Annotated in this window: 15 protein-coding genes; 5 read left to right on the top strand and 10 right to left on the bottom strand. The window is 70.8% G+C overall.

The features are described 5' to 3' along the window. Positions 1 to 142: 142 nt before the first annotated feature. The gene (locus tag ACIBLC_RS12900) at positions 143 to 1,537 is read left to right on the top strand and encodes an amidase (protein ID WP_399210910.1); all 1,395 of its coding nucleotides are present in this window, start codon (positions 143 to 145) and stop codon (positions 1,535 to 1,537) included. Here ACIBLC_RS12900 and ACIBLC_RS12905 read toward each other — a convergent pair. After that, positions 1,518 to 2,000, bottom strand: coding sequence for a GNAT family N-acetyltransferase (locus tag ACIBLC_RS12905; protein ID WP_399210911.1), 483 nt, complete (start codon positions 1,998 to 2,000; stop codon positions 1,518 to 1,520). The two genes, ACIBLC_RS12900 and ACIBLC_RS12905, sit on opposite strands and share 20 nt — an antisense overlap. Before the next feature lie 79 nt (positions 2,001 to 2,079). Further along, positions 2,080 to 2,253 carry a hypothetical protein gene (locus ACIBLC_RS12910; protein WP_399210912.1) on the bottom strand — a complete coding sequence of 58 codons (174 nt, stop codon included), beginning with the start codon at positions 2,251 to 2,253 and terminating at the stop codon, positions 2,080 to 2,082. A 484-nt stretch (positions 2,254 to 2,737) separates the two neighbouring features. On the opposite strand from ACIBLC_RS12910, the gene ACIBLC_RS12915 reads away from it, so the two are divergent. The 3 genes from ACIBLC_RS12915 (at position 2,738) to ACIBLC_RS12925 (ending at position 5,864) form a co-directional block, all read left to right on the top strand. Beyond that, the gene (locus tag ACIBLC_RS12915) at positions 2,738 to 3,328 is read left to right on the top strand and encodes an HD domain-containing protein (protein ID WP_399210913.1); all 591 of its coding nucleotides are present in this window, start codon (positions 2,738 to 2,740) and stop codon (positions 3,326 to 3,328) included. Positions 3,329 to 3,382: 54 nt separating this feature from the next. Next, on the top strand, positions 3,383 to 4,189 hold the full coding sequence (locus ACIBLC_RS12920) for an SDR family oxidoreductase (RefSeq protein WP_399210914.1): 807 nt from the start codon (positions 3,383 to 3,385) through the stop codon (positions 4,187 to 4,189). A 73-nt stretch (positions 4,190 to 4,262) separates the two neighbouring features. Further along, the gene (locus ACIBLC_RS12925; RefSeq protein ID WP_399210915.1) at positions 4,263 to 5,864 is read left to right on the top strand and encodes a serine hydrolase; all 1,602 of its coding nucleotides are present in this window, start codon (positions 4,263 to 4,265) and stop codon (positions 5,862 to 5,864) included. A gap of 13 nt (positions 5,865 to 5,877) precedes the next feature. Here ACIBLC_RS12925 and ACIBLC_RS12930 read toward each other — a convergent pair whose 3' ends face one another. The 7 genes from ACIBLC_RS12930 to ACIBLC_RS12960 form a co-directional block, all read right to left on the bottom strand. Then, complete coding sequence (locus tag ACIBLC_RS12930; protein ID WP_399210916.1) at positions 5,878 to 7,374, bottom strand: SDR family NAD(P)-dependent oxidoreductase; 1,497 nt, start codon at positions 7,372 to 7,374, stop codon at positions 5,878 to 5,880. A gap of 136 nt (positions 7,375 to 7,510) precedes the next feature. Next, on the bottom strand, positions 7,511 to 8,854 hold the full coding sequence (locus ACIBLC_RS12935; RefSeq protein WP_399210917.1) for a wax ester/triacylglycerol synthase family O-acyltransferase: 1,344 nt from the start codon (positions 8,852 to 8,854) through the stop codon (positions 7,511 to 7,513). Between the two features lie 156 nt (positions 8,855 to 9,010). Further along, positions 9,011 to 11,329, bottom strand: coding sequence for a GH92 family glycosyl hydrolase (locus ACIBLC_RS12940; RefSeq protein ID WP_399210918.1), 2,319 nt, complete (start codon positions 11,327 to 11,329; stop codon positions 9,011 to 9,013). A 25-nt stretch (positions 11,330 to 11,354) separates the two neighbouring features. After that, complete coding sequence (locus ACIBLC_RS12945; RefSeq protein WP_399210919.1) at positions 11,355 to 13,958, bottom strand: PA14 domain-containing protein; 2,604 nt, start codon at positions 13,956 to 13,958, stop codon at positions 11,355 to 11,357. A 157-nt stretch (positions 13,959 to 14,115) separates the two neighbouring features. Continuing rightward, positions 14,116 to 15,336: a glucose-1-phosphate adenylyltransferase gene (gene glgC / locus ACIBLC_RS12950; RefSeq protein WP_399210920.1), complete on the bottom strand. Its 1,221-nt coding sequence runs from the start codon at positions 15,334 to 15,336 to the stop codon at positions 14,116 to 14,118. Positions 15,337 to 15,418: 82 nt separating this feature from the next. Continuing rightward, positions 15,419 to 16,570: a glycogen synthase gene (gene glgA / locus ACIBLC_RS12955; protein WP_399210921.1), complete on the bottom strand. Its 1,152-nt coding sequence runs from the start codon at positions 16,568 to 16,570 to the stop codon at positions 15,419 to 15,421. A 121-nt stretch (positions 16,571 to 16,691) separates the two neighbouring features. After that, positions 16,692 to 17,408 carry a (2Fe-2S)-binding protein gene (locus ACIBLC_RS12960; RefSeq protein ID WP_399210922.1) on the bottom strand — a complete coding sequence of 239 codons (717 nt, stop codon included), beginning with the start codon at positions 17,406 to 17,408 and terminating at the stop codon, positions 16,692 to 16,694. A 228-nt stretch (positions 17,409 to 17,636) separates the two neighbouring features. Between ACIBLC_RS12960 and ACIBLC_RS12965 the strand changes: the two genes are divergently transcribed. Then, positions 17,637 to 18,836: a DMT family transporter gene (locus tag ACIBLC_RS12965; protein ID WP_399210923.1), complete on the top strand. Its 1,200-nt coding sequence runs from the start codon at positions 17,637 to 17,639 to the stop codon at positions 18,834 to 18,836. Here ACIBLC_RS12965 and ACIBLC_RS12970 read toward each other — a convergent pair. Then, positions 18,826 to 20,100 (bottom strand): transglycosylase family protein, encoded by a 1,275-nt coding sequence (locus tag ACIBLC_RS12970; protein WP_399210924.1) that lies wholly within the window; start codon positions 20,098 to 20,100, stop codon positions 18,826 to 18,828. The two genes, ACIBLC_RS12965 and ACIBLC_RS12970, sit on opposite strands and share 11 nt — an antisense overlap. Between the last annotated feature and the right edge of the window lie 41 nt (positions 20,101 to 20,141).

A 20,141-nucleotide genomic window follows, 5' to 3' on the forward strand; every position in this document is an offset into this window, starting at 1 on the left:
GATGATCTATCGGGCACCGGGAGGTGGGGCCGGTCGCCGCACGGACCCTTCCGGGAGTCCGAGCCCACCGGCCTCTCGACGGAACAACCCGCTCCGGGCAGAGTGCACCTCGTACTACCCACCGGTACACAGAGGAGCGCCCGTGACCACCTGGGTCGGCCGGACCGCCGCCGAGATCGCCGCAGCCGTACGCGAGAAGCGGGTGACGCCCCGCGAGGTGGTGGCAGAACACCTCGCCCGGATCGAGCTGCTCGACAGCCGCGTCGGCGCCTTCCGCACGCTGCGGGCGGAGGCCGCCCTCGCCGAGGCCGACGACCTCGCCACGCGGGATCTCAGCGGCCTGCCCCTCGCCGGCGTGCCGGTGGCCGTCAAGGACAACCTCCCGGTACGCGGCGAGTCCAACCGCAACGGCTCCGCCGCCACCCCGGAAACGCCCGCGGACCACGACCATGTCACCGTGGCCCGGCTCCGTGCGGCGGGCGCGGTGGTCGTGGGCCTGACGAACGTGCCCGAGCTCTGCGTCTTCGGCACCACCGACGGCGTGCACGGCATCGCGCGCAACCCGTGGGACCTCTCGCGCACGGCGGGCGGCTCCTCCGGCGGCAGCGCGGCCGCGGTCGCCGCCGGGATGGTGCCGATCGCGCTCGGCAACGACGGCATGGGCTCTCTGCGCATACCGGCGGCCAACTGCGGCCTGGTCGGGCTGAAACCGGGCCATGGCACGGTCCCGGCGGGCATCGGTCACGGCGACTGGTTCGGCATGTCGGAGAACGGACCGCTCGCGACCACCGTCGAGGACGCGCGCCTGATGTTCGAGGTACTGGCCGGCACGGAGGCCGGGCGCCCGGCGGCCGAGGCGGGCGAGGCGGGCGAGGCGGGCGAGGCGAAGGAAGTCCGCAGGATCGCCCTCTCCGTCGCCAGCCCTCTGGTCGGCGTGATGATCACCCGTGCCTACAAGTCCGCGGCCCGGGAGGCGGCGGGACTGCTGGCCGGAGCGGGCCACCAGGTACGGCCCGCCGACCCGCCCTACCCCCTCTGGCTGAGCACGACCTCGCTCGCGCACTGGACGGCGGGTACCTCCGTGGACGCTGCGGAGCTCGACACACGCCTGCTGACCCGGCGCACCCGTGTGCACGCGGCGGTGGGGCGGCGCTTCGTCAACGGCGTCCGCAAGGGGCGCCGCCGCGAGCGGTTGCGCGAGCGGATGGAGCCGTTCTTCACCGAGCACGACGTGCTGCTCACGCCCGCGCTCGCCCGGCGGGGTCCCGCCGCCGCGGCCTGGCACGAGCGGGGCTGGCTGCGCAATCTGCTGGCCAACACGAACTACTCGCCGCTGACCCCGCCGTGGAACCTCACCGGCTGGCCGGCGATGTCGGTGCCGTTCGGCACACTGCCGGGCGGCGCCCCGGTTGCCGTACAACTGGTCGGGCGCCCGGGTTCCGAGCGCGATCTCCTGGCCCTGGCGGCGCAGTTGGAGGAGCTGCGCCCGTGGCGGCGTACGGCACCGCTGGATCGAGCTACAGCGCCCGGTACATGATGTGCAGCCCCACCCGTCCGTGCCGGGGGTGTTCGTACGCGTCCGGCACGGTTCCCAGGATGGTGAAGCCGAGCGAAGTCCACAGTCCGACGGCCGGGTTGGTCTCCACGACGGCGTTGAACACCATGCCGCGGTAACCGTCCGCCTTGGCCACGGTGAGGACGTGCTCGGCGAGGGCGCGGCCGATGCCCCGCCCGCCGTGCTCGGGGTCGACCATGAAGCCGGCGTTGGCGATCCGGTCGGCGGGGCCGCCGTAGTTGGGGGTGACGAAGGCCGAGCCGACGACGGCTCCGGCCGCGTTCTCGGCGACGTACACGCGCTTGCCCGGAGCCGTCCAGAGGGCGCCGGCCGCTTCCTCGGAGGTGCCCGGGTCCCAGGTGTAGGTCTCGCCCGCGGCGACGATCCGGTGCCAGAAAGGCCAGATCCGCGGCCAGTCGTCGGCCGCGGCTTCTCTGATCAGCATGGGCGTGAGTCTGGCACGCCCATGCCGTCAGGGTTCGCGAGGGATCCTGCCAGGAGGATCGCGATCGGTTCTGCCAGGGTCAGTCGACGCTGGGCAGGATGTGCGGCTCGGCGAGGTCGTCCTCGTAACCCGCGAGGCGGATCGGGGCCGACCTGGCCCACACGTCGAGGCTGCCGAGCGTCTTCTCGGGCCGACGGCCCGCGCCCTCCGAGAGTTCTGTGGGGCGTTGATCGCGATTCTTCTCCGGTGTCACCGCGCACTCCTTATGTGTCGGGTCACCCTCGGGACGCACAAGGCCGGTCTGCTGCCGGTCACCTGACGTCCGCTCGGGTATGAGTCGAAGCAGTTAGGGACGCGGTGGCGCCGGTAACTCGTGTGAGAGCAGGCCGTGGTGACCGGCTTGTCCCAGGACGGACCGTGGGTGTGGGTTGAACCCCGTGTAGCTGTCCGTCCGGAACAGAGTAACCAAATGAGCGGGTGCCCGCTCTATGGGGCTGAAAACACGAGGTAACCGTCTCGTCTCATTCCGCCTCCACCAAGCCCCGATCTGCGCTGATTTGCATCATTACGCCCTCTTTACTGCCACCCATTCGGCTCAATACCGACCAGGGGGCCGTCGGACACCATCGCGCACACCACTGAACTCCGGGCGCAGTTCAGATCCCGTTGGCCCCTGCGCAAGGAGGCCATGATCTGCTGACGATCGGCAACGGCTTTTCTCGCGGGAGGACCGACGCATGGAGTTGCGCAGCGTCGAGGAGCTGATGGATCTGCTGCACGCCTGCCGGGGAGCCTGGGACACCCCGGACGGCAGCGGCGACCCGGTCGATCTCCACGATCACGCCCTGCAGACCGCCGCGCTCCTGCGCCGCGGCCACCCCGCCGACAAGGAACTCCAGCTGGCCGGCCTGGTGCACGACATCGGACACCTGATCGGTCCGGGCGACGACGCCGGTCACGCCGACCTCGCGGCCGACGCGGTACGACCACTGCTCGGCGACCGGGTCTCCCGGCTCGTCCGACTGCACGTGACGGCGAAGCGCTATCTGGCCACCACCTCACCGGGCCGCGGACTGTCCGCGCGGAGCGCGCTGACCCTGACCGTGCAGGGCGGCGCGATGACACCCCTTGAGGCCGCCTCCTTCGAACGCGATCCCCTCGCCGAGGACGCGGTCACGCTGCGGCAAGCGGATGACGCGGGCAAGGTCGTCGGCCTCGACGCCGGGGTCATGGAGGACTGGCGTCCGGTCCTGGAGCTCGTGGCGGCACAGCACTCACGGCCCGGGGTGCCCGGGGTCTGGAACCGGCCGACGGCCCGGGGCCGCTGACCGGCCGACGACGGGGGCCTGTTGGCTGACGGACCGTCATGAGACGGTACGCGGATGACGTCGCCGTACGGACTCCAGGGCAGGGCCGCCATCGTCACCGGAGCCTCGCGCGGGATCGGCCTGGCCATCGCCGAGGAGCTCGCCGGAGCGGGGGCACGGGTCTGCGTGACCGCCCGGGACGCGGACACGGTGGCCCTGGCCGCCGCGCGGCTCGGCGGCGTCGGGCTCGCGGGATCGGTCGCCGACCCCGCGCATCTGCGCCGGCTGACCGCACTGGCGCTCCGGGAGTTCGGGCGGATCGACATCGTGGTGAACAACGCGGCGGTGAACGAGCCGTACGGGCCCCTCATGGACGCCGACCCGGACCGCTGGCGCGAGGCGTTCACCGTCAATGTCGAGGCCCCGCTGCGGCTGGTGCGGTGCGCCTGGCAGGCATGGATGAGTGAGCACGGCGGCACGGTGGTGAACATCTGCACGGAGGGCGCCGCCCACGTCGGCCCCAACGTGGGCGCCTACTCCACCAGCAAGGCGGCCCTTCTGCACCTCACCCAGCAGCTCGCGGGCGAGCTGGCCCCCCGAGTGCGGGTGAACTCCGTCTCCCCCGGCCTCGTCCGCACGGAGATGGCCCGCTTCGTGTGGGAGGGCGCGGAGGACGAGCTCGGCGCCGGTCTCCCGCTGGGCCGTATCGGGCGGCCCGAGGACATCGCCCGGGCGGTGACCTGGCTTGCCTCCGACGCGGCGGGCTGGATCACCGGTGCCGATCTGCTGGTCGACGGCGGGACCCGGGTCAGGGCCGCGTACGCGGGCTCCGCGGGCCATGCGGTGCACGAGCGCCTGAGGACACGGGCGCCAGGCGCATAGGGGGAAACGCGGTCCCGGCAGGACCCGCGGTCCCGGCAGGACAACGGCTCCGACCGCGCGTTGAATGGTGAGCATGGGTGTTCGGCGGCAGGCGAGACACCACAGAGGGACGGCGCTGATCGCAGCGACCGTGGCCTCCCTGCTCTCCGCGGGCTACGCGGCCTCCGGAACCGCGGCGGCGGACCCGCCACCGCCCCAGCCTCCCCCGCAGCTCACGAAGGCGGACGTGGACGACGCCGTCGGCACACTCGACCGCGTGATCCGGGACGGCATGAAGAAGACCGGGGTGCCCGGCGTCGCGGTCGCTGTCGTCCACAAGGACCGCGTCATCTATCTGAAGGGCTTCGGCGAGCGGCGGGTCGGGCAGTCCGGGGCGATCGACCCGGACACCGTCTTCGAGCTGGCGTCGCTGTCCAAGCCGCTGGCCTCGACCGTGGTCGCGGGAGCCGTCGGCGACAGGACCATCGGCTGGGACGATCCGGTCGCGGCGGAACTGCCGCGCTTCGCGCTCAAGGACCCCTGGGTCACCGAGCACGTCACCGTCGCCGACCTCTTCTCGCACCGCAGCGGACTACCGGACCACTCCGGGGACCTCCTCGAGGACCTCGGCTTCGACCGGACGTACATCCTGGAGCATCTGCGGTACGAGCCGCTGTCACCGTTCCGCGCCGGTTACGCGTACACCAACTTCGGAGTCACCGCCGCGGGCCAGGCGGTCGCGAACGCGAACGACACCACCTGGGAGAAGCTCGCCGAGGACACCCTCTACGGCCCGGCCGGCATGAACGACACCAGCTCCCGCTTCACCGACTACGACAAGGCGAAGAACAAGGCTGCCACGCACGTGAAGGACGCGGACGGTTCCTGGGAGGCCAAGTACGTCCGTGACGCCGACGCCCAGTCTCCCGCGGGCGGCGCGAGCTCCACGGCCCGTGACATGGCCACCTGGATGCGACTGCAACTGGCGAACGGGAAGCTCGGCGGCGAGCAGATCATCCCCGCCGACCCGCTGGAGCGCACCCACCTCCCCGAGATCGTCAGCGGCCCCCCGCGTGCCCCGGCGGGCCGCACCGGCTTCTACGGCCTCGGCTGGAACGTCGGCTACGACGACCAGGGCCGGTTGCGCCTGGGCCACTCCGGCGCCTTCGAGCTAGGCGTGAACACCAGCGTGAACCTGCTGCCCGGCGAGCAGCTCGGCATCACCGTCCTCACCAACGGGGCGCCCGTGGGCCTGGCGGACTCGGTCGCGCTCGACTTCCTCGACACGGCCCAGTACGGCAGGCCGACCACCGACTGGCTGCCCCTGGTCGACCAGGTGTACCGGCAGCAGGAGGAGGAAGGCCGCTCCCCCACCGACTACACCAAGCCCCCGGGGAACGCGGCCGGCGCCCGGTCCGACGACACGTACACGGGCACGTACGACAACGACTTCTACGGCCCGCTCACCGTCACGGCCGCGGGGAACGGCGAACTGACGATGAGCCTCGGTCCGAAACCGACGGCGTTCCGGCTGACGCACTTCGACGGCGACACGTTCAGCTTCGAGACGGCCGGGGAGAACGCGACCGGGCTGTCCGGCGTCACCTTCAAGGGCGCATCGAACGGCGCGAAGGCGGCGAAGGTGACCGTCGAGGCGTTCGACGAGAACGGCCTGGGCACCTTCGCCCGCCCCTGAAGCGGCCGTCAGGTCACCACTTGCCCGGCGCGTAGTCCTTCATGAACACGCCGAACAGGTCCTCGCCCTGCTCACCGCGCACGATCGGGTCGTACACGCGGGCCGCGCCGTCGATGAGGTCGAGCGGGGCGTGGAAGCCCGCGTCGGCGAGGCGCATCTTGTCGGGGTGCGGGCGCTCGTCGGTGATCCAGCCGGTGTCGACGGCGGTCATCAGGATGCGGTCCTTCTCGAACATCTCCTGGGCGCTGGTGCGCGTGAGCATGTTCAGAGCGGCCTTGGCCATGTTGGTGTGCGGGTGCCCGGCGCCCTTGTAGCCGCGGCTGAAGACACCCTCCATGGCGGAGACGTTCACGATGTACGTGCGGTTGGCCTCGGCGGCGGACATCGCCCCGCGCAGCCGGCTGATGAGGATGAACGGCGCGGTGGAGTTGCAGAGCTGGACCTCCAGGAGCTCGACCGGCGTGACCTCCTCGACGGACTGGATCCAGCTGTTGGTGTCGTGCAGGTCGGGGACGAGCCCGCCCGCGTCGATCGCCGTACCGGCCGCGATCCGCTCCAGGGACGCCGAGCCGGACACCAGCGCGAGGTCGGTGACCTCCTTCGCGGTCAGCGCGCCGCCCCCGGCGACCGGGAGCGCGGCCACGGCGCCGGAGCCGAAGGTGCCGATCACCTCGGCGGGCGGCAGCTCACCGGTGGGCAGCGGGCCCGACTCGGCGGCGAGCAGCTCGCTGTAGGCGCCCGGTGAGCGGCGTACGGTCTGGGCCGCGTTGTTGATCAGGATGTCGAGCGGTCCCTCGGCGGCCACCGACTCGGCGAGGGCGACGACCTGGGCGGGGTCGCGCAGGTCGATTCCGACGATCTTCAGCCTGCCGATCCACTCGTCGCTGTCGGGCATGGCCTTGAAGCGGCGGATCGCGTCGTTCGGGAAGCGGGTGGTGATGGTGGTGTGCGCGCCGTCCCGCAGGAGCCGCAGCGCGATGTACATGCCGATCTTGGCGCGGCCGCCGGTGAGGAGCGCGCGCTTGCCGCTGAGGTCGGTGCGGGCCTCGCGGCGGGACCGGTTCTCGGCCGCGCACTCCTGGCAGAGCTGGTGGTAGAAGTAGTCGACCTCGACGTACCGCTTCTTGCAGATGTAGCAGGAGCGCGGGCGCTGGAGTATCCCCGCGATCTCACCGGCGTCGGTGACGGACGAGGGCAGGATGCCCTCGGTCTCGTCGTCGATGCGCTGGGCGGAGCCGGTGGCGGTGGACTCGGTGACCGCCTTGTCGTGGGCGGTCTTGGCGGCCCGGCGGTCCTGGCGGCGGCGCTGCTTGACCGTGCGGTAGACGCCCGCCGTGGCCCGGCGGACGGCGATGGCGTCGGGGTGGTCGACGTCGATCTTCTCGAGCTCGTCGAGCACGCCGAGGCAGACGGCCAGCCGCTCCGGGTCGATGCCGGGCCCGTACGACGCCTCCGCGACCTCTGCCGTGTCCGCGGCGGGGGTCGCCGGGCTGTCCTCTGTCACCGTCATCGCCGTTGCCGTTCCTCGGGTTCCGCGCCGCGCTCGAACCGCGCTCGCTTTCGAAGGCGGAATTTTACGGAGCAATGGTGCGTGGCACCAAACCCGCGATGATCACCGGCCGTTCCGAGGGGCTCGGGCGGCCTTTTCAGGGGGCGCAGGCGGCGTTCAGCGCAGCCACCTCCTCGGTCAGCGCGCGGGCCAGCACATCGAGGTCCGGCACGGCCTTCGCGTCGGCCACCAGCCCGTAGTGGACCTGTCCGCGGTACGTCGAGACGGCCACCGCCAGTGCCTGGCCGCGGGCCAGCGGGGCGAACGGGAACACCTCGGTGAGCGGGCAGCCGCCGAGCTTCAGGCCGAGGCTGGGCAGCGGCACGCTGGTGACCAGGATGTCGAAGAGCAGCCGGGCCGCCTGGCTGACGACGGGGCCGCTGATCCGGTGCCCGAGCGGCGGCACGTGCTCGGCGAGCAGCGCGACGGCGCCCGCGCCCCGGTTGGGTCCGGCGTCCTTGTTGCGGTCCATGGCGGTGCGGACCGTGCGCAGCCGTTCCAGCGGGTCCGGGTCGTCGACCGGGAGCCGTATCAGGTAGCCGGAGAGCCGGTTCCCCTGCGGGTGCGCGGTGCGCGGACGGCGTTTGGAGACGGGGATCAGGGCACGCGGGGTGACGCCCGCGCTGCCGTCGCCGCGCTCGTCGAGCCAGCGGCGCAGGGCGCCCGCGACGACGGCGATCAGGACGTCGTTGACGGTGCCGCCGACGGTCTTTCGGACCCGGTGCACGTCGTCGAGGTCGATGACCACGCCCGCGGTGCGGCGGGTGCCGGTGGGCCGCGAGGTGAGGGCGGGGGTGGACCGTACGCCCAGGTTCGACAGGGCGACCGAGGCGCCGATGTCGAGGGCCCGGCCCACGTCGGAGAGGGTGTCGCGGACCAGGTCCGGGAGCCTGCGGACGTCGGGGAGGAGTGCCCGGGGCGGCTCGGCGGGGCGCGGGCGGGGCTCCGGCAGGTCCATCGGGTCCATGATCGCGGCCGCGAGCATCAGCGCGCGCAGGCCGTCGGCGAGCGCGTGATGGAACTTGAAGAGCACGGCGAAGGACACCCCGTCCTCGCCGGGCAGCACATGCGCCTCCCACGGCGGCCGGCCGCGCTCCAGAGGGCGCTCCATGAGCCGGCCGGCGTCCGCGTGGAAGTCGGCGGCCGGCGCGTGCAGCGTCACGTGGTCGAGCGGCTCGAAGTCGGGCGTGGGCTCGCGGGCCGCACCGCCGAAGGCCGGCGGAAAGGTGAGCGGGAAGGCCAGCGGCTGCCATACGTCACGGATCCGCATGCGCAGCCCCGGGACTCCTGCCGCGCGGGCGGCGAGCAGCTCGGCGGCGTGCGCCCCCGCGGTGGGTGAGTTGGCCGCGAAGACCCCGAGGGCACCGAGGTGCATGGGGTGCTGGGCGGACTCGATGTTCCAGAACGCCAGGTCGAGTGGTGCGAGCAGATCGGAGGTCAAAGAATCGCTCTCGCGTCGACGACGGGTGAACAAGCAGTCAAACCCGGACCCTCAATTACGGTCAAGTACGATCAAGCTACGCTCAGTTAACAGCAGATTAAGTACGGTCACCCGTCCCGCCCCTTTGTGAGGGGCGGGACTCAGGTGACCTGCGGATCAGTTCAGCGCCGGTGGGGCGGCGTCCGCGGACGTTCCCCACCCGGACGGCTCGGAGCCGACCGTGAAGGCGAGCGAGGACAGACGGCGTAGCGCGTCGGTCGTCAGATACGTACGGCCGTACGAGGATCCGTCCACGCGGGCCGACTGGATGTAGCGGTCCTCCTCCGAGGTGCCCGGCGCCGTCACGGTCAGTGTGCCGCGCGGGTAGTAGCGCCGGTCGAGCGTCAGGTCGACGCGCTCGAAGACGGGTGTGGACAGGCCCCAGGTGTCGTAGCCGGGCTGCACCGGGAAGATCCCGATGGACGACAGGACGTTCCAGGCGGACATCGTGCCCAGGTCGTCGTTGCCGGTCATTCCGGTCGGGGCGTCGGTGAACAGGGTCAGCGCCGCGTGCACCACGTCGGTCGTCTTCCAGGGCTGGCCGGTCGACAGGTAGGTGTACGGCGCGATCAGGTCGGGCTCGTTCTGCGGGTTGTACTTGTCCGCGTTGTAGTACTCGTACGGGCCGTTGACCCACACCTCCCGTGCCGTCCTCGCCGGATCCTCGACGAGTTTCCCGTAGGCGAAGAACGAGTCGAGCCGGTCGTTGGCCGCCTGCCGTCCGCCGATCAGGTCGACCATGCCCGGCAGGTCCTGCGGCACCAGCCACTGGTACTGCCAGGAGGTGCCTTCGTGGAAGCCTTCGCTCAGGGCCGGGTCGGCCGGTCCCGTGAAGGCCCCGGAGGCGTCGCGCGCCCGGAAGAAACCGGTCGAACTGTCGTAGATCTCACGGTAGTTCTGCGCGCGGGCGGCATAGCGCGCGGCGTCCGCGGCATGCCCGAGGTCCCCGGCCATCGCGCCGAGCATCGCGTCCGACAGGGCGTACTCCAGGGTGGCGGAAGCCCCGTGGTCGTAGTCCGAGTCGCCGGGTTTCACATGGGGGCGGCCCGCGATGTAGGGCGCGTATCCGTCGGCGAGGTACTCCCGGTTGGCCTCACGGCCCACCGCCGGCGAGTCCGCGGGCGGTACGCCGTCGGCGTTCTTCTTCAGCGCGCGGTAGGCCCGTTCCTCGTACCCTTTGAGCAGCCCCTGCTGATAGGCGTTGGTCAGGAACGGGGTGACCGGGTCGCCGGTCATGATGTTCGTCTCGACCGTGCCGTAGCCCCACTTGGGCAGCCAGCCGCTCTCCTCGTCGATTCTGATCACGGAGATCGCCATGTCGCGTGCCTCCCGTGGCGCGAGCAGCGACAGGAGTTGCGACTGGGTCCGGTAGGTGTCCCACAGGGACCAGTTCTGGTAGTAGGTGAATCCCCGCGCGCGGTGGATCTTCTGGTCCCATCCGGTGTAGCGGCCGTCGGCGTCGCTGCCGATGTTGGGCGCGAGGAAGGACCGGTAGAGGGAGGAGTAGAAGGTGCGCCGCAGGGTGTCGCTGCCGCCCCGGGCGCGTACGTCGTCGAGCCGGTCCTCCCAGGCGCGGTGGGCCGCACCACGGATGGCGTCGAACGAACGGCCGCCCTCGGAGCGGAGGTTGACCGCCGCGCCGCGGGCGTCCACGTACGAGAGGGCGGTGGTCGCCTCGACCGTACGGTCCCTGGTGGTGTCGAAGCGGACGTAGGCGCCGTCGCGGCCCGACGCGGACCCGCTGGTGACCGTGGTGCCGTCCCAGGTGCCGTACGTGGTGAACGGCCGGTCGAAGCGGGTGATCGTGTAGACGGTGTAGGGCTTGGTGTCCTGGCAGAAGCCGCTGCCCGTGATCGCCGTGCGCACGGTGCGGTTGTCGAGGATCTCGACCTTGGTGGAGATCGTCCTGTGCAGCGACTGGCCGGCGTTGAGCAGGACGTTGGCCTTGTCCGTGGCCGGGAAGGTGTAGCGCTGCACGCCGGTGCGTGCGGTGGCCGTCAGTTCGGCGTCGATGCCGGTCTTCAGGCCGACCTTGTAGTAGCCGGGGTTCGCCTGCTCGTCGTCGTGGCTGAACTCGGCCGCGTACTGGGCGTAGTCCGTCTGTGTGACGTCGCCCGTGGTCGGCAGGACGGGCAGATCGCCGCCAAGTCCGCAGCCGACGCCCGACAGATGCACGAGGGAGAAGCCCCGCACGTGGTTCTGCGAGTAGTCGTATCCGGTGTTGTGGCCGGTGTCCGGCGAGAGCTGCACCATGCCGAAGGGCACCGCGGCCCCGGGGTAGGTGTTGCCCTCGTTCTCGGTTCCGATGAACGGGTTGACCAGATCGGTGAGTCGGCCGGCTCTCGGCTCGGCGGCCTGGGCGGCGGGCGCGGCGACCAGCGCCGACACCGTCACCGCCCCCGCCGCGAGCAGGCGCAGGTGCCTGGTCCATCTCATGGGGAAGACCTCCGTTGTCGTGGCATCACGCGGTCGGGCAGCCCACGGGCGTCGCCCGGGACGCGTCCCGGATCAGCGCCTCGTGCGCGGCCCGCACGCGCTGGACGTCGGGCTTGAGGACCTTGCGGTCGTAGGTCAGGAGCCCGTTGAGCTCGCCCTCGACGTCCGAGATCTGTGTGTAGACGGCGCCGTTGGATCCCCGGCAGGCCAGTTGGCGTACCTCGTCGAGCCGCGCCAGGTAGTCGTCCGTGTAGGTCGCCGGGTCCACGTCGACGTACGACTGCTGCACCGACCAGGCGTGTCCCGGCACCGCGAGTCCGAGGCCGCCGTACTCGCCGGTGACCAGCGCCCGTCTCCCGTCGGGGGTGGGTGGCAGTGCGGGGCTCGGATAGCCGTGCTCGTCCATGATGTCGCCGGTGCCGCCGTCGTGGCCCAGGTTGAGGCCCGACATGCTGTTCACCAGCCGTGTCGGGTCCCAGGACTTGGCCTGGTCGGCGATGCGGGCCTCGTCGTACTGCCCCCAGCCCTCGTTGAAGGTCACCCACATGACCACCGACGGGCTGCTGATGTGCTCGTCGATCATCTGCTTCATCTCGCGCTCGTACTCGGCGCGGGACTCCGCGTCCGGGTTCACCCCGGCGGTCATCGCGGGCATGTCCTGCCAGACCATCAGTCCGAGCCGGTCGGCCCAGTAGAACCAGCGGTCGGGCTCCACCTTGATGTGCTTGCGTACGGCGTTGAAGCCCAGCTCCTTGTGGGTTCTGAGGTCGTACGCGAGGGCCTCGTCCGTCGGCGCCGTGTGCAGTCCGTCGGGCCAGAAACCCTGGTCGAGGGTGGCCATCATGAAAACGGGCTCGCCGTTGAGGACGGTGCGCGGGGTGCCGTCGACCTGCTCCACCGCGATCGAGCGCATCCCGAAGTAGCTCGCGACCCGGTCGCGGCCGACGGTCACCCTGAGGTCGTAGAGGAAGGGGTCGTCGGGGGACCAGAGCCGCGGATCGGTGATCTTCAGGGTGAGCGGCTGTCCGGTGCGGCCGCTGACCGTCGCGACCTTGTGCCTTCCGGCGTACGCCGTCGCCGTGACCGCGAGACCGTCCCGAACACCCTTGGCCTCAATGGTGAGCCGGCTTTTCGCGACGTCGGGCGTGAGCTTGAGCGAGTCGACGTGGTCCGCCGCGACGGGCTCCATCCACACCGTCTGCCAGATGCCGGAGGACGGGGTGTACCAGATGCCGCTGGGGTCCAGGCGCTGCTTGCCGACGGGAGGGTTCTCGCCGCTCGCCGAGTCCGTCGGGTCGTACACGCCGACGATGAGCTCCTGGGTGCGGCCGGGCTTCAGCGCGTCGGTGATGTCGGCGCTGAACTTGTCGTAGCCGCCCTGGTGTTCGGCGACCCGGGTGCCGTTGACGTACACCTCGGACCGCCAGTCGACGGCGCCGAAGTTGAGCTGGAGCCGCTTGCCCGAGCCCACCTTCCAGTCGCTGGGGACGGTGAAGGTGCGGCGGTACCACATCCGGTCCTCGTGCCGCTCGATGCCGGAGAGCTGGGACTCGACGGGGTACGGGACGAGGATCCGTTCGGCGAGGTTCCTGCCGACCGGCGGCTGCTCGCCCGCCGTGGCCGCGGCGAACTGCCAGCGTCCGTTCAGGTTCCGCCAGTCGTCGCGGGTCAGTTGGGGCCTGGGGTACTCGGGGAGCGCGTTGTCCGGCCCGACCTCGTCCGCCCACGACGTGCGCAGCTGGTACGTGGAGTGGTTGGGGCCGCTGCTCCAGAAGGCGCCGATCGCCTTGTCGGCGGTGCTGAGGCCGCCCTGTCCGTCGTAGCGGACGTCGGCGATGCCGGGTGCGTCGCCGGTCTTGTTGCCGACGACGGGTTCCTTGAGCGTGACGAGGAGGGCCCTGGGATCGGCGGGATCCGGCCTGGCCGTGTCCAGGGGCCACTTGGCGCCGCCGATCACCGCTTCGATGTGCTCGGTGAGGGTGGCGGGGGGCGCGAGGAGGTCGTGCGCGAAGTCGAGCCTGAGGGTGCGGCCGTCGCCCTGGACCGTGGTCGAGACGGCGCCGTCGTAGTCGTAGCCCTCGGGCAGGCGGAACGCGGACTGCGGGACGGCGACCTTGCTGCCGCCGGGCTCGGTCCAGCGCACGTGGAGGTTGGAGCCGCCGAAGTGCTCGAAGTACTCCAGCTTGAAGTCGTAGGCCTGCCCCGCTGTCAGCTCGACGGGGGCGGCGGTCTGTTCGCGGTCCCAGTCGTCGACCCAGTGGTCGATGGCGAGCCGGCCGTCGATCCAGAGGCGGAAGCCGTTGTCGCCGATGACCGAGAAGGTGGTGGGGCCGGTCCTGGCGGGCACGATCCGGCCGGTCCAGCGGACGCTGACATCGTTGTCCTGGCCCGTGGCGGACTTCAGCCGGGATTCCAGGTTGCCGAAGTCGAGGGTCGGGTCGAAGCCGGTGGCCTTCAGCTCGTGGAAGTCGAAGGCGCCGGGAGCGGACTGGGTGTAGTACTCGCCCTTCAGACCGTGGATCTCCACGGGGTCGACCGCCGACGATGCGGGTACGGCCGTCAGGCCGGCGAGACCGAGGGCAACGGCGAGCAGTAACGCGAGTCGGTCTCGGAGTCGTCTGATGCGCACGGATCCTCCTCGTTGAGGACGGGAGAGGCGGCTCTTGCTGAGGCATTACAACGTTGTCAAAGAGCAGTTGGCATCACAGCACAGAGACTGTTTGCTGTCCAGGGACATGACAACGGCCCCGGTGAGCACTCCACTCACCGGGGCCGTCGCCACCCGTCTACGACACGAGCTGACCCTTGCCCAGCGCGATCACGCCACTCTTGGAGACCGTGTAGAGCTCGGTGTCCCGGTCCGGGTTGACGCCGATCGTCGCGCCCGGCGGCACCTCGACGTTCTTGTCGAGGACCGCGCCGCGCACCACCGCGCCGCGCCCTATGTGAACGTTGTCGTGCAGGACCGAGCCCTGCACGACGGCTCCCGGGTCGACGACGACCCCCGGCGAGAGCACGGACCTGGAGACCTGCCCGCGGATCAGGCAGCCCGCGCTGATGATCGACTCACTGGCCATGCCACCGGCGTTGAATCTCGCCGGCGAGAGCTGCCCGGAGTGGGTGTAGATGGGCCAGCTCCGGTTGAAGAGGTTGAAGGCGGGGCGCTCGGCGATCAGGTCCATGTGGGCGTCGTAGTACGCGTCGAGGGTTCCGACATCGCGCCAGTAGCCCTGGTCCCGGGTGGTCTCGCCGGGCACGTGGTTCTCGCTGAAGTCGTAGAGCTGCGCCTCGCCCCGTTCGGTGAGCATGGGCAGGATCGAGCCGCCCATGTCGTGCACCGAGTGCTCGTCCTCGGCATCCCGCTGGAGAGCCTCGATCAGGGCCTTGGTGGTGAAGATGTAGTTGCCCATGGAGGCGAAGACGCACTCGGGGTCGTCGGGCAGGCCCGGCGGGTCGGCGGGCTTCTCCAGGAAGCCCTGCACGAGCTGGCCGTCCGAGCCGGGGCTGATCACCCCGAACGACGAGGACTCGGCGCGCGGCACCCGTATCCCCGCCACGGTCACTCCCGCGCCGCCGTCGATGTGCTGGGCGAGCATCTGCCGCGGGTCCATGCGGTAGACGTGGTCGGCGCCGAACACCGCTATGTAGTCGGGGCGTTCGTCGTGCACCAGGTTGAGGGACTGGAGGATCGCGTCCGCGCTGCCCAGGTACCAGCGCGGGCCAAGCCGCTGCTGGGCGGGGACGGGGGTGACGTAGTTGCCGAGCAGGCTCGACATCCGCCAGGTCGTGGTCACATGCCGGTCCAGCGAGTGCGACTTGTACTGCGTCAGGACGCAGATGCGCAGGATGTCGGCGTTGACGAGGTTGGAGAGCACGAAGTCCACGAGGCGGTACGTGCCGCCGAAGGTGACCGCGGGTTTAGCACGGTCCGCGGTGAGGGGCATGAGCCGTTTGCCCTCTCCACCCGCAAGTACGATTCCCAGCACCGAAGGTCCACCGCGCCGCATGCCGCCCGCCCCTCTCAACCCGGTCGAGCCACGCTCTCTCATGGAGCCTGGCCCCTGTTGCTGAACTGCGTCTGTCCGATGGTTACCCCGGTTTGAGGATTTCTTCGTACAACTGGACGGTTCTTCTGGCGACCGCGTCCCAGCCGAACTCCCGCACCGCGCGATCCCGTCCGGCTTCTCCCATCCGGCCGGCGGCCTCCGGGTCGGCGAGGACCGAGTCCAGGGCGAGCGCCAGACCGGCCTCGAAGTCCCCCTCGACATCGACCAGGACGCCGGTCACGCCGTCCTCGACGACCTCGGGAATGCCACCGACCCGCGACGCCACCACCGCCGTTCCGCACGCCATCGCCTCCAGGTTCACGATGCCGAGCGGTTCGTAGACCGAGGGGCAGACGAACACGGCGGCGTGCGTGAGCAGTTGGATGACCTCCGGGCGCGGCAGCATCTGCGGGATCCAGTGCACCCCCTCGCGTACGCCGCTCAGTTCCTGGAAGAGCTCGCGGAACTCCCGGTCGATCTCCGGGGTGTCGGGAGCGCCGGCGCACAGCACCACCTGCACGGCCGGGTCGATGTCCCGTACCGCGCGCAGGAGATGGGGCACGCCCTTCTGGCGGGTGATGCGGCCGACGAAGAGGATGTAGGGGCGGCCGGTGTCGATGCCGATGCGGTCGAGGACGTCGGTGTCGTGGTCCGCCTGGTAGAGAGCGGTGTCGATGCCGTTGTGCACGACGCGCACCCTGGCCGGGTCCAGGGCGGGATAGCAGGTGAGGATGTCCTCGCGCATGGCGCCGGAGACGGCGACGACGGCGTCCGCGGACTCGATGGCGGTGCGCTCGGCCCAGCTGGAGAGGGCATAGCCGCCGCCGAGCTGCTCGGCCTTCCAGGGGCGCAGTGGCTCCAGCGAGTGGGCGGTCATGATGTGCGGGATGCCGTACAGCAGCTTGGCGAAGTGGCCCGCGAGGTTGGCGTACCAGGTGTGCGAGTGGACGAGCTCGCGGCCTTCGAGGGCGGCGGCGATGGAGAGGTCCACGGAGAAGGTGCGCAGGGCGTCGTTGGCGCCGTCCAGCGTGGGCCAGGGGCGGTGGCGCACCACTCCGTTCGCGACGCCCTCGCCCCAGCAGTGCACGTCCAGCTCGGTGAGGGCCCGCAGCTCCCGGGCGAGGAACTCGACATGGACACCGGCGCCGCCGTACACGTCCGGCGGGTACTCCCTGGTCAGCAGTCCAACACGCACACAGAACCCCCGTTGTCGCGACCGGTGCCCCATCATCGTCACTCACCTGGGGCGGTTGGGGAAGAGTACGGCTTTCCCAACGGGGTCTTCCCGTCGGGGGGTTTCACGGACGCGGCCGCTGTCAATGCTCTGGCGGTCGGGTGAAGCAGCAGTCGCCGCAGAGTCCCCCTCCGGGGACGCGGTAGTAGAGGCAGCAAGTGCGGCGGCGGAACGTGACGGGGTCGAGCGTGGCGGAGAGGTCGGGGTGGGCGAGGAGTTCGGCGGCGAGTGCACGGGCCCTGTGACCCACTTCGGCGCGGCCGTTGGCACGTGCCCAGCCGTCGAGTTGACGTACGGCGCCGGCCAGGGCCGATCCGGCGTTGCCCCACAACAGGCCCGTGGAGACGCGGTGGCGGGAGCGCAGCGCCGCCGCCAGGGGCTTGAGATGCCCGGCCCGTACGATCTCACCGATCGCCTCCACCGGCAGAGGGCGCACCTCCGACAGCCACAGGTCGTCCGGGGCGGCGCTGTCCGGATCCCAGTGCAGCAGGCGGGGGTCGAGGTCGGGCACCTGCCCGTACAGCGCCGCGGCGCCCAGCGAGACCGACCACAGACGGGCGGCGAGGGCCTGGTGGGCCACGGAGACGGCGACCCTCGCCTCGGGCGCCTGAATACTCTCCGCGACCTTCTCGATGCGGAAAGTTACCGAATCCGCGTAAACCTCTTTCCGGGTGCTGATTTGTGGCGCCGTGTACGCCTGCGCGAGCGTGGGCAGCGGGCCTCGCGGCGGTACGCCGGTGCGTAGTACGAAGAAGCCGCCGAGCGGGCCGAGCGCCGCGAGCTGGGGGTCGAGGTCCACGAAGAGCAGTAGTACCAAGTCCCCTAGGGGCTGCCACCAGGGGGGCCGCGCCGTATGTCGCCCACCCTGGGTATGAGAGAGGGCGGTTTGTACTCCATCGGCAGTAGGACCCAATGACTGCTCAGGTACGACGACGTGAACAGTTTCGCGAGGCATCGTAGTCACCATGGAAGCCGACCGTTCGCCGCGCCGGGCACAGTGCCCCCGCAGTACGCAGAGGAGGGACTCATGAGTGCCCTCGCTTTGTCCGTGTTGCTCTCGTTCGTCTCCGCTGTCGCGTATGCGGGCGGTGCGATCGTGCAGGAGCAGGTCGCCCTGACCTCCCCGGAGCAGACTTTCGCGCCGTTCCGCAGGCCGATCTGGTGGGCGGCCGTGGCGCTGAACGGCCTCGGCGGGGTGCTGCACGTGGCAGCCCTCGCCTACGGACCGCTGAGCCTGGTGCAGCCGCTGGGCGCGCTGACCATCGTGTTCGCCCTTCCCATGGCGGCCCTGTTCGTCGGCCGCAAGGCCGGGGCGACCGCCTGGCGCGGCGCCATCATGGCCACTGTGGGTCTCGCCGGCCTGCTGTCACTGGTCGGCTCCTCCGATTCCCAGTCCCTGGGCAGCACCGAGCGTCTGGTGCTGGCCGTGGTGACCGGCGGCGCGGTGGTCGCACTGATGGTGGCCGGACGCGCCGCGCACCGGCACGCCGCCGTGCGCAGTGTGCTGCTCGCGGTCGCCGCCGGTATCGCCTTCGGTATGTCCTCGGTGTTCACGAAGACCGTCGCGGTGGACTGGACGAACCAGGTCTCCCTGGCCGACCTCCCCAGCCTCGCCGTGATCGGCGTCTTCGCGACGGCCGGAATGCTGCTCTCGCAGGCCTCCTACAAGGACGCGGGGCTCGCGGCACCGCTGGCCACGCTGACGGTCGTGAACCCCGTCATGGCGGCCGCCGTCGGGATCACGATGTTCGGCGAGACCTTCCGCTACGGCACGACCGGCACGGTTCTCGCGCTGGGCTGCGGCGTCGTCGCGGCGGGTGGCCTGATCCTGCTCACGACGGAGCGTCTAGAAGGCACCCGACGCTCCACGGCACCGGCCGCACTCGCGGACGGATCTCCTGCCGCCGCTGCCGACCTGGCTCCTGTCCCGGCCGAGACGGCAACCGCGTCGGTGGAGACGGAGACGGTCACGGTGACGGCCGGATCGCACGCCGAGTCCACCATCGAGTCGGGGGTCGAGAAGCTGCTCGCGGGGCTTCCCGACCAGTCCGCCGGCGCGGCCCGCGAGGACACGTTCGTACCCGGCCCTCCACCGGTACCGGCACAGGTGAGCGAGCCCGAGGAGACGGACGCCTCGAACGACCTGCCGTACTACTCCGCCCTGTACGGCGCGCCGTACGTACCGCTGCCGTTCGTCAACCACCACCGCACCCGCGTCAGATCCTGACGCCGCCGGCCCTCAGATAGGCGAGGGGATCGACGTCACTGCCGAAGCCGGGCCCGGTCCGCACCTCGAAGTGCAGATGCGGGCCCGTGCTGTTGCCGGTGGACCCGGAGCGTCCGATGCGCTGGCCCGCGCCCACGCCCTGACCGGACTTCACGGAGATCGCGGACAGGTGGGCGTACTGCGAGTACCGGCCGTCGGTGTGCCGGACGACCACCTGGTAGCCGTACGAACCGGCCCAGCCGGCGCTGACGACGCTGCCACTCGCGACCGACTTCACGGAGGTGCCGGTGGGCACGGGGAAGTCGACGCCCGTGTGGTAGCCCTTCGACCAGGAGGAACCCGAGGCGTGGTAGGGCGTGCCGGTCGAGGCGTTCACGGGGGCGACGAGGGTGGAGGTCCTCTTCTCGGCCTTGTCGGCCTTCTGCGCCTTGTCGGCCCTGTCTGCCTTCTCCGCCTTGCCGGAGGACGTCTTGCCCGTCGACGGCTTCGGGGTCGTTCTGGGCTTGGGAGTCTCGGCGGGCTTCGGCTTCGCCGCGGGCTTCCTGGTCTTCGTGGACGTCGAGGCGGACGGGTCCTTGGTGTCCGTCGCCGCGGCCGGGCCGTGCAGGCTCAGCCGCTGCCCGGGGAGGATCAGGTCCGGGTCGGAGCCCACGGTCGTGCGGTTCTCGGTGTAGAGCCGCTGCCAGCCGCCCTGGACGTCCCGCGAGTCGGCGATGCCGGAGAGTGTGTCGCCGTGGAGGACGGTGTACATCTCGGCGGTGCCCGCCCGCGACTGGGGCGTGGTCTGCGGCTGCACGTCCTGCACGGAGCGCTTGGCCCCCTGAGCGCTCTTGGTGCTCTGCGAAGGCGCCGGTGCCTGTGAAGGGCTGATGTCGGGGGTGTCGCCGCCCCGGGTCAGACCGGCGCGGGCGGAGCAGGTCGGCCAGGCTCCGGGCCCCTGGCCCGCGAGCACCTTCTCGGCGATGGCGATCTGCTGGTCCTTGGTGGCCTGATCCGCGCGCTGCGCGTAGGCCCTGCCGCCGTAGGCCTCCCAGGTGGACTGGCTGAACTGCAGCCCGCCGTAGTACCCATTGCCGGTGTTGATGCTCCAGTCGCCGCTGGACTCGCAGGCCGCGACCTCGTTCCAGGTGCTCACGTCGGCCGCCTGGGCGACACTGGTTCCGACGAACGGGAGCGCGATACCCGCGCCACCTGCCGTGACGGTGAGGGAAGCACGGTTGATCCTGTTCGGCTGATACCGGCGGTGCCGGCCGCTCATGGCCATGAAGGAGCCCCCCTCGACATGCTCAGGAGCGGCAAAAGTAA

This window comes from Streptomyces sp. NPDC050535 (assembly GCF_044457665.1).
Classification (GTDB): Bacteria; Actinomycetota; Actinomycetes; order Streptomycetales; family Streptomycetaceae; genus Streptomyces.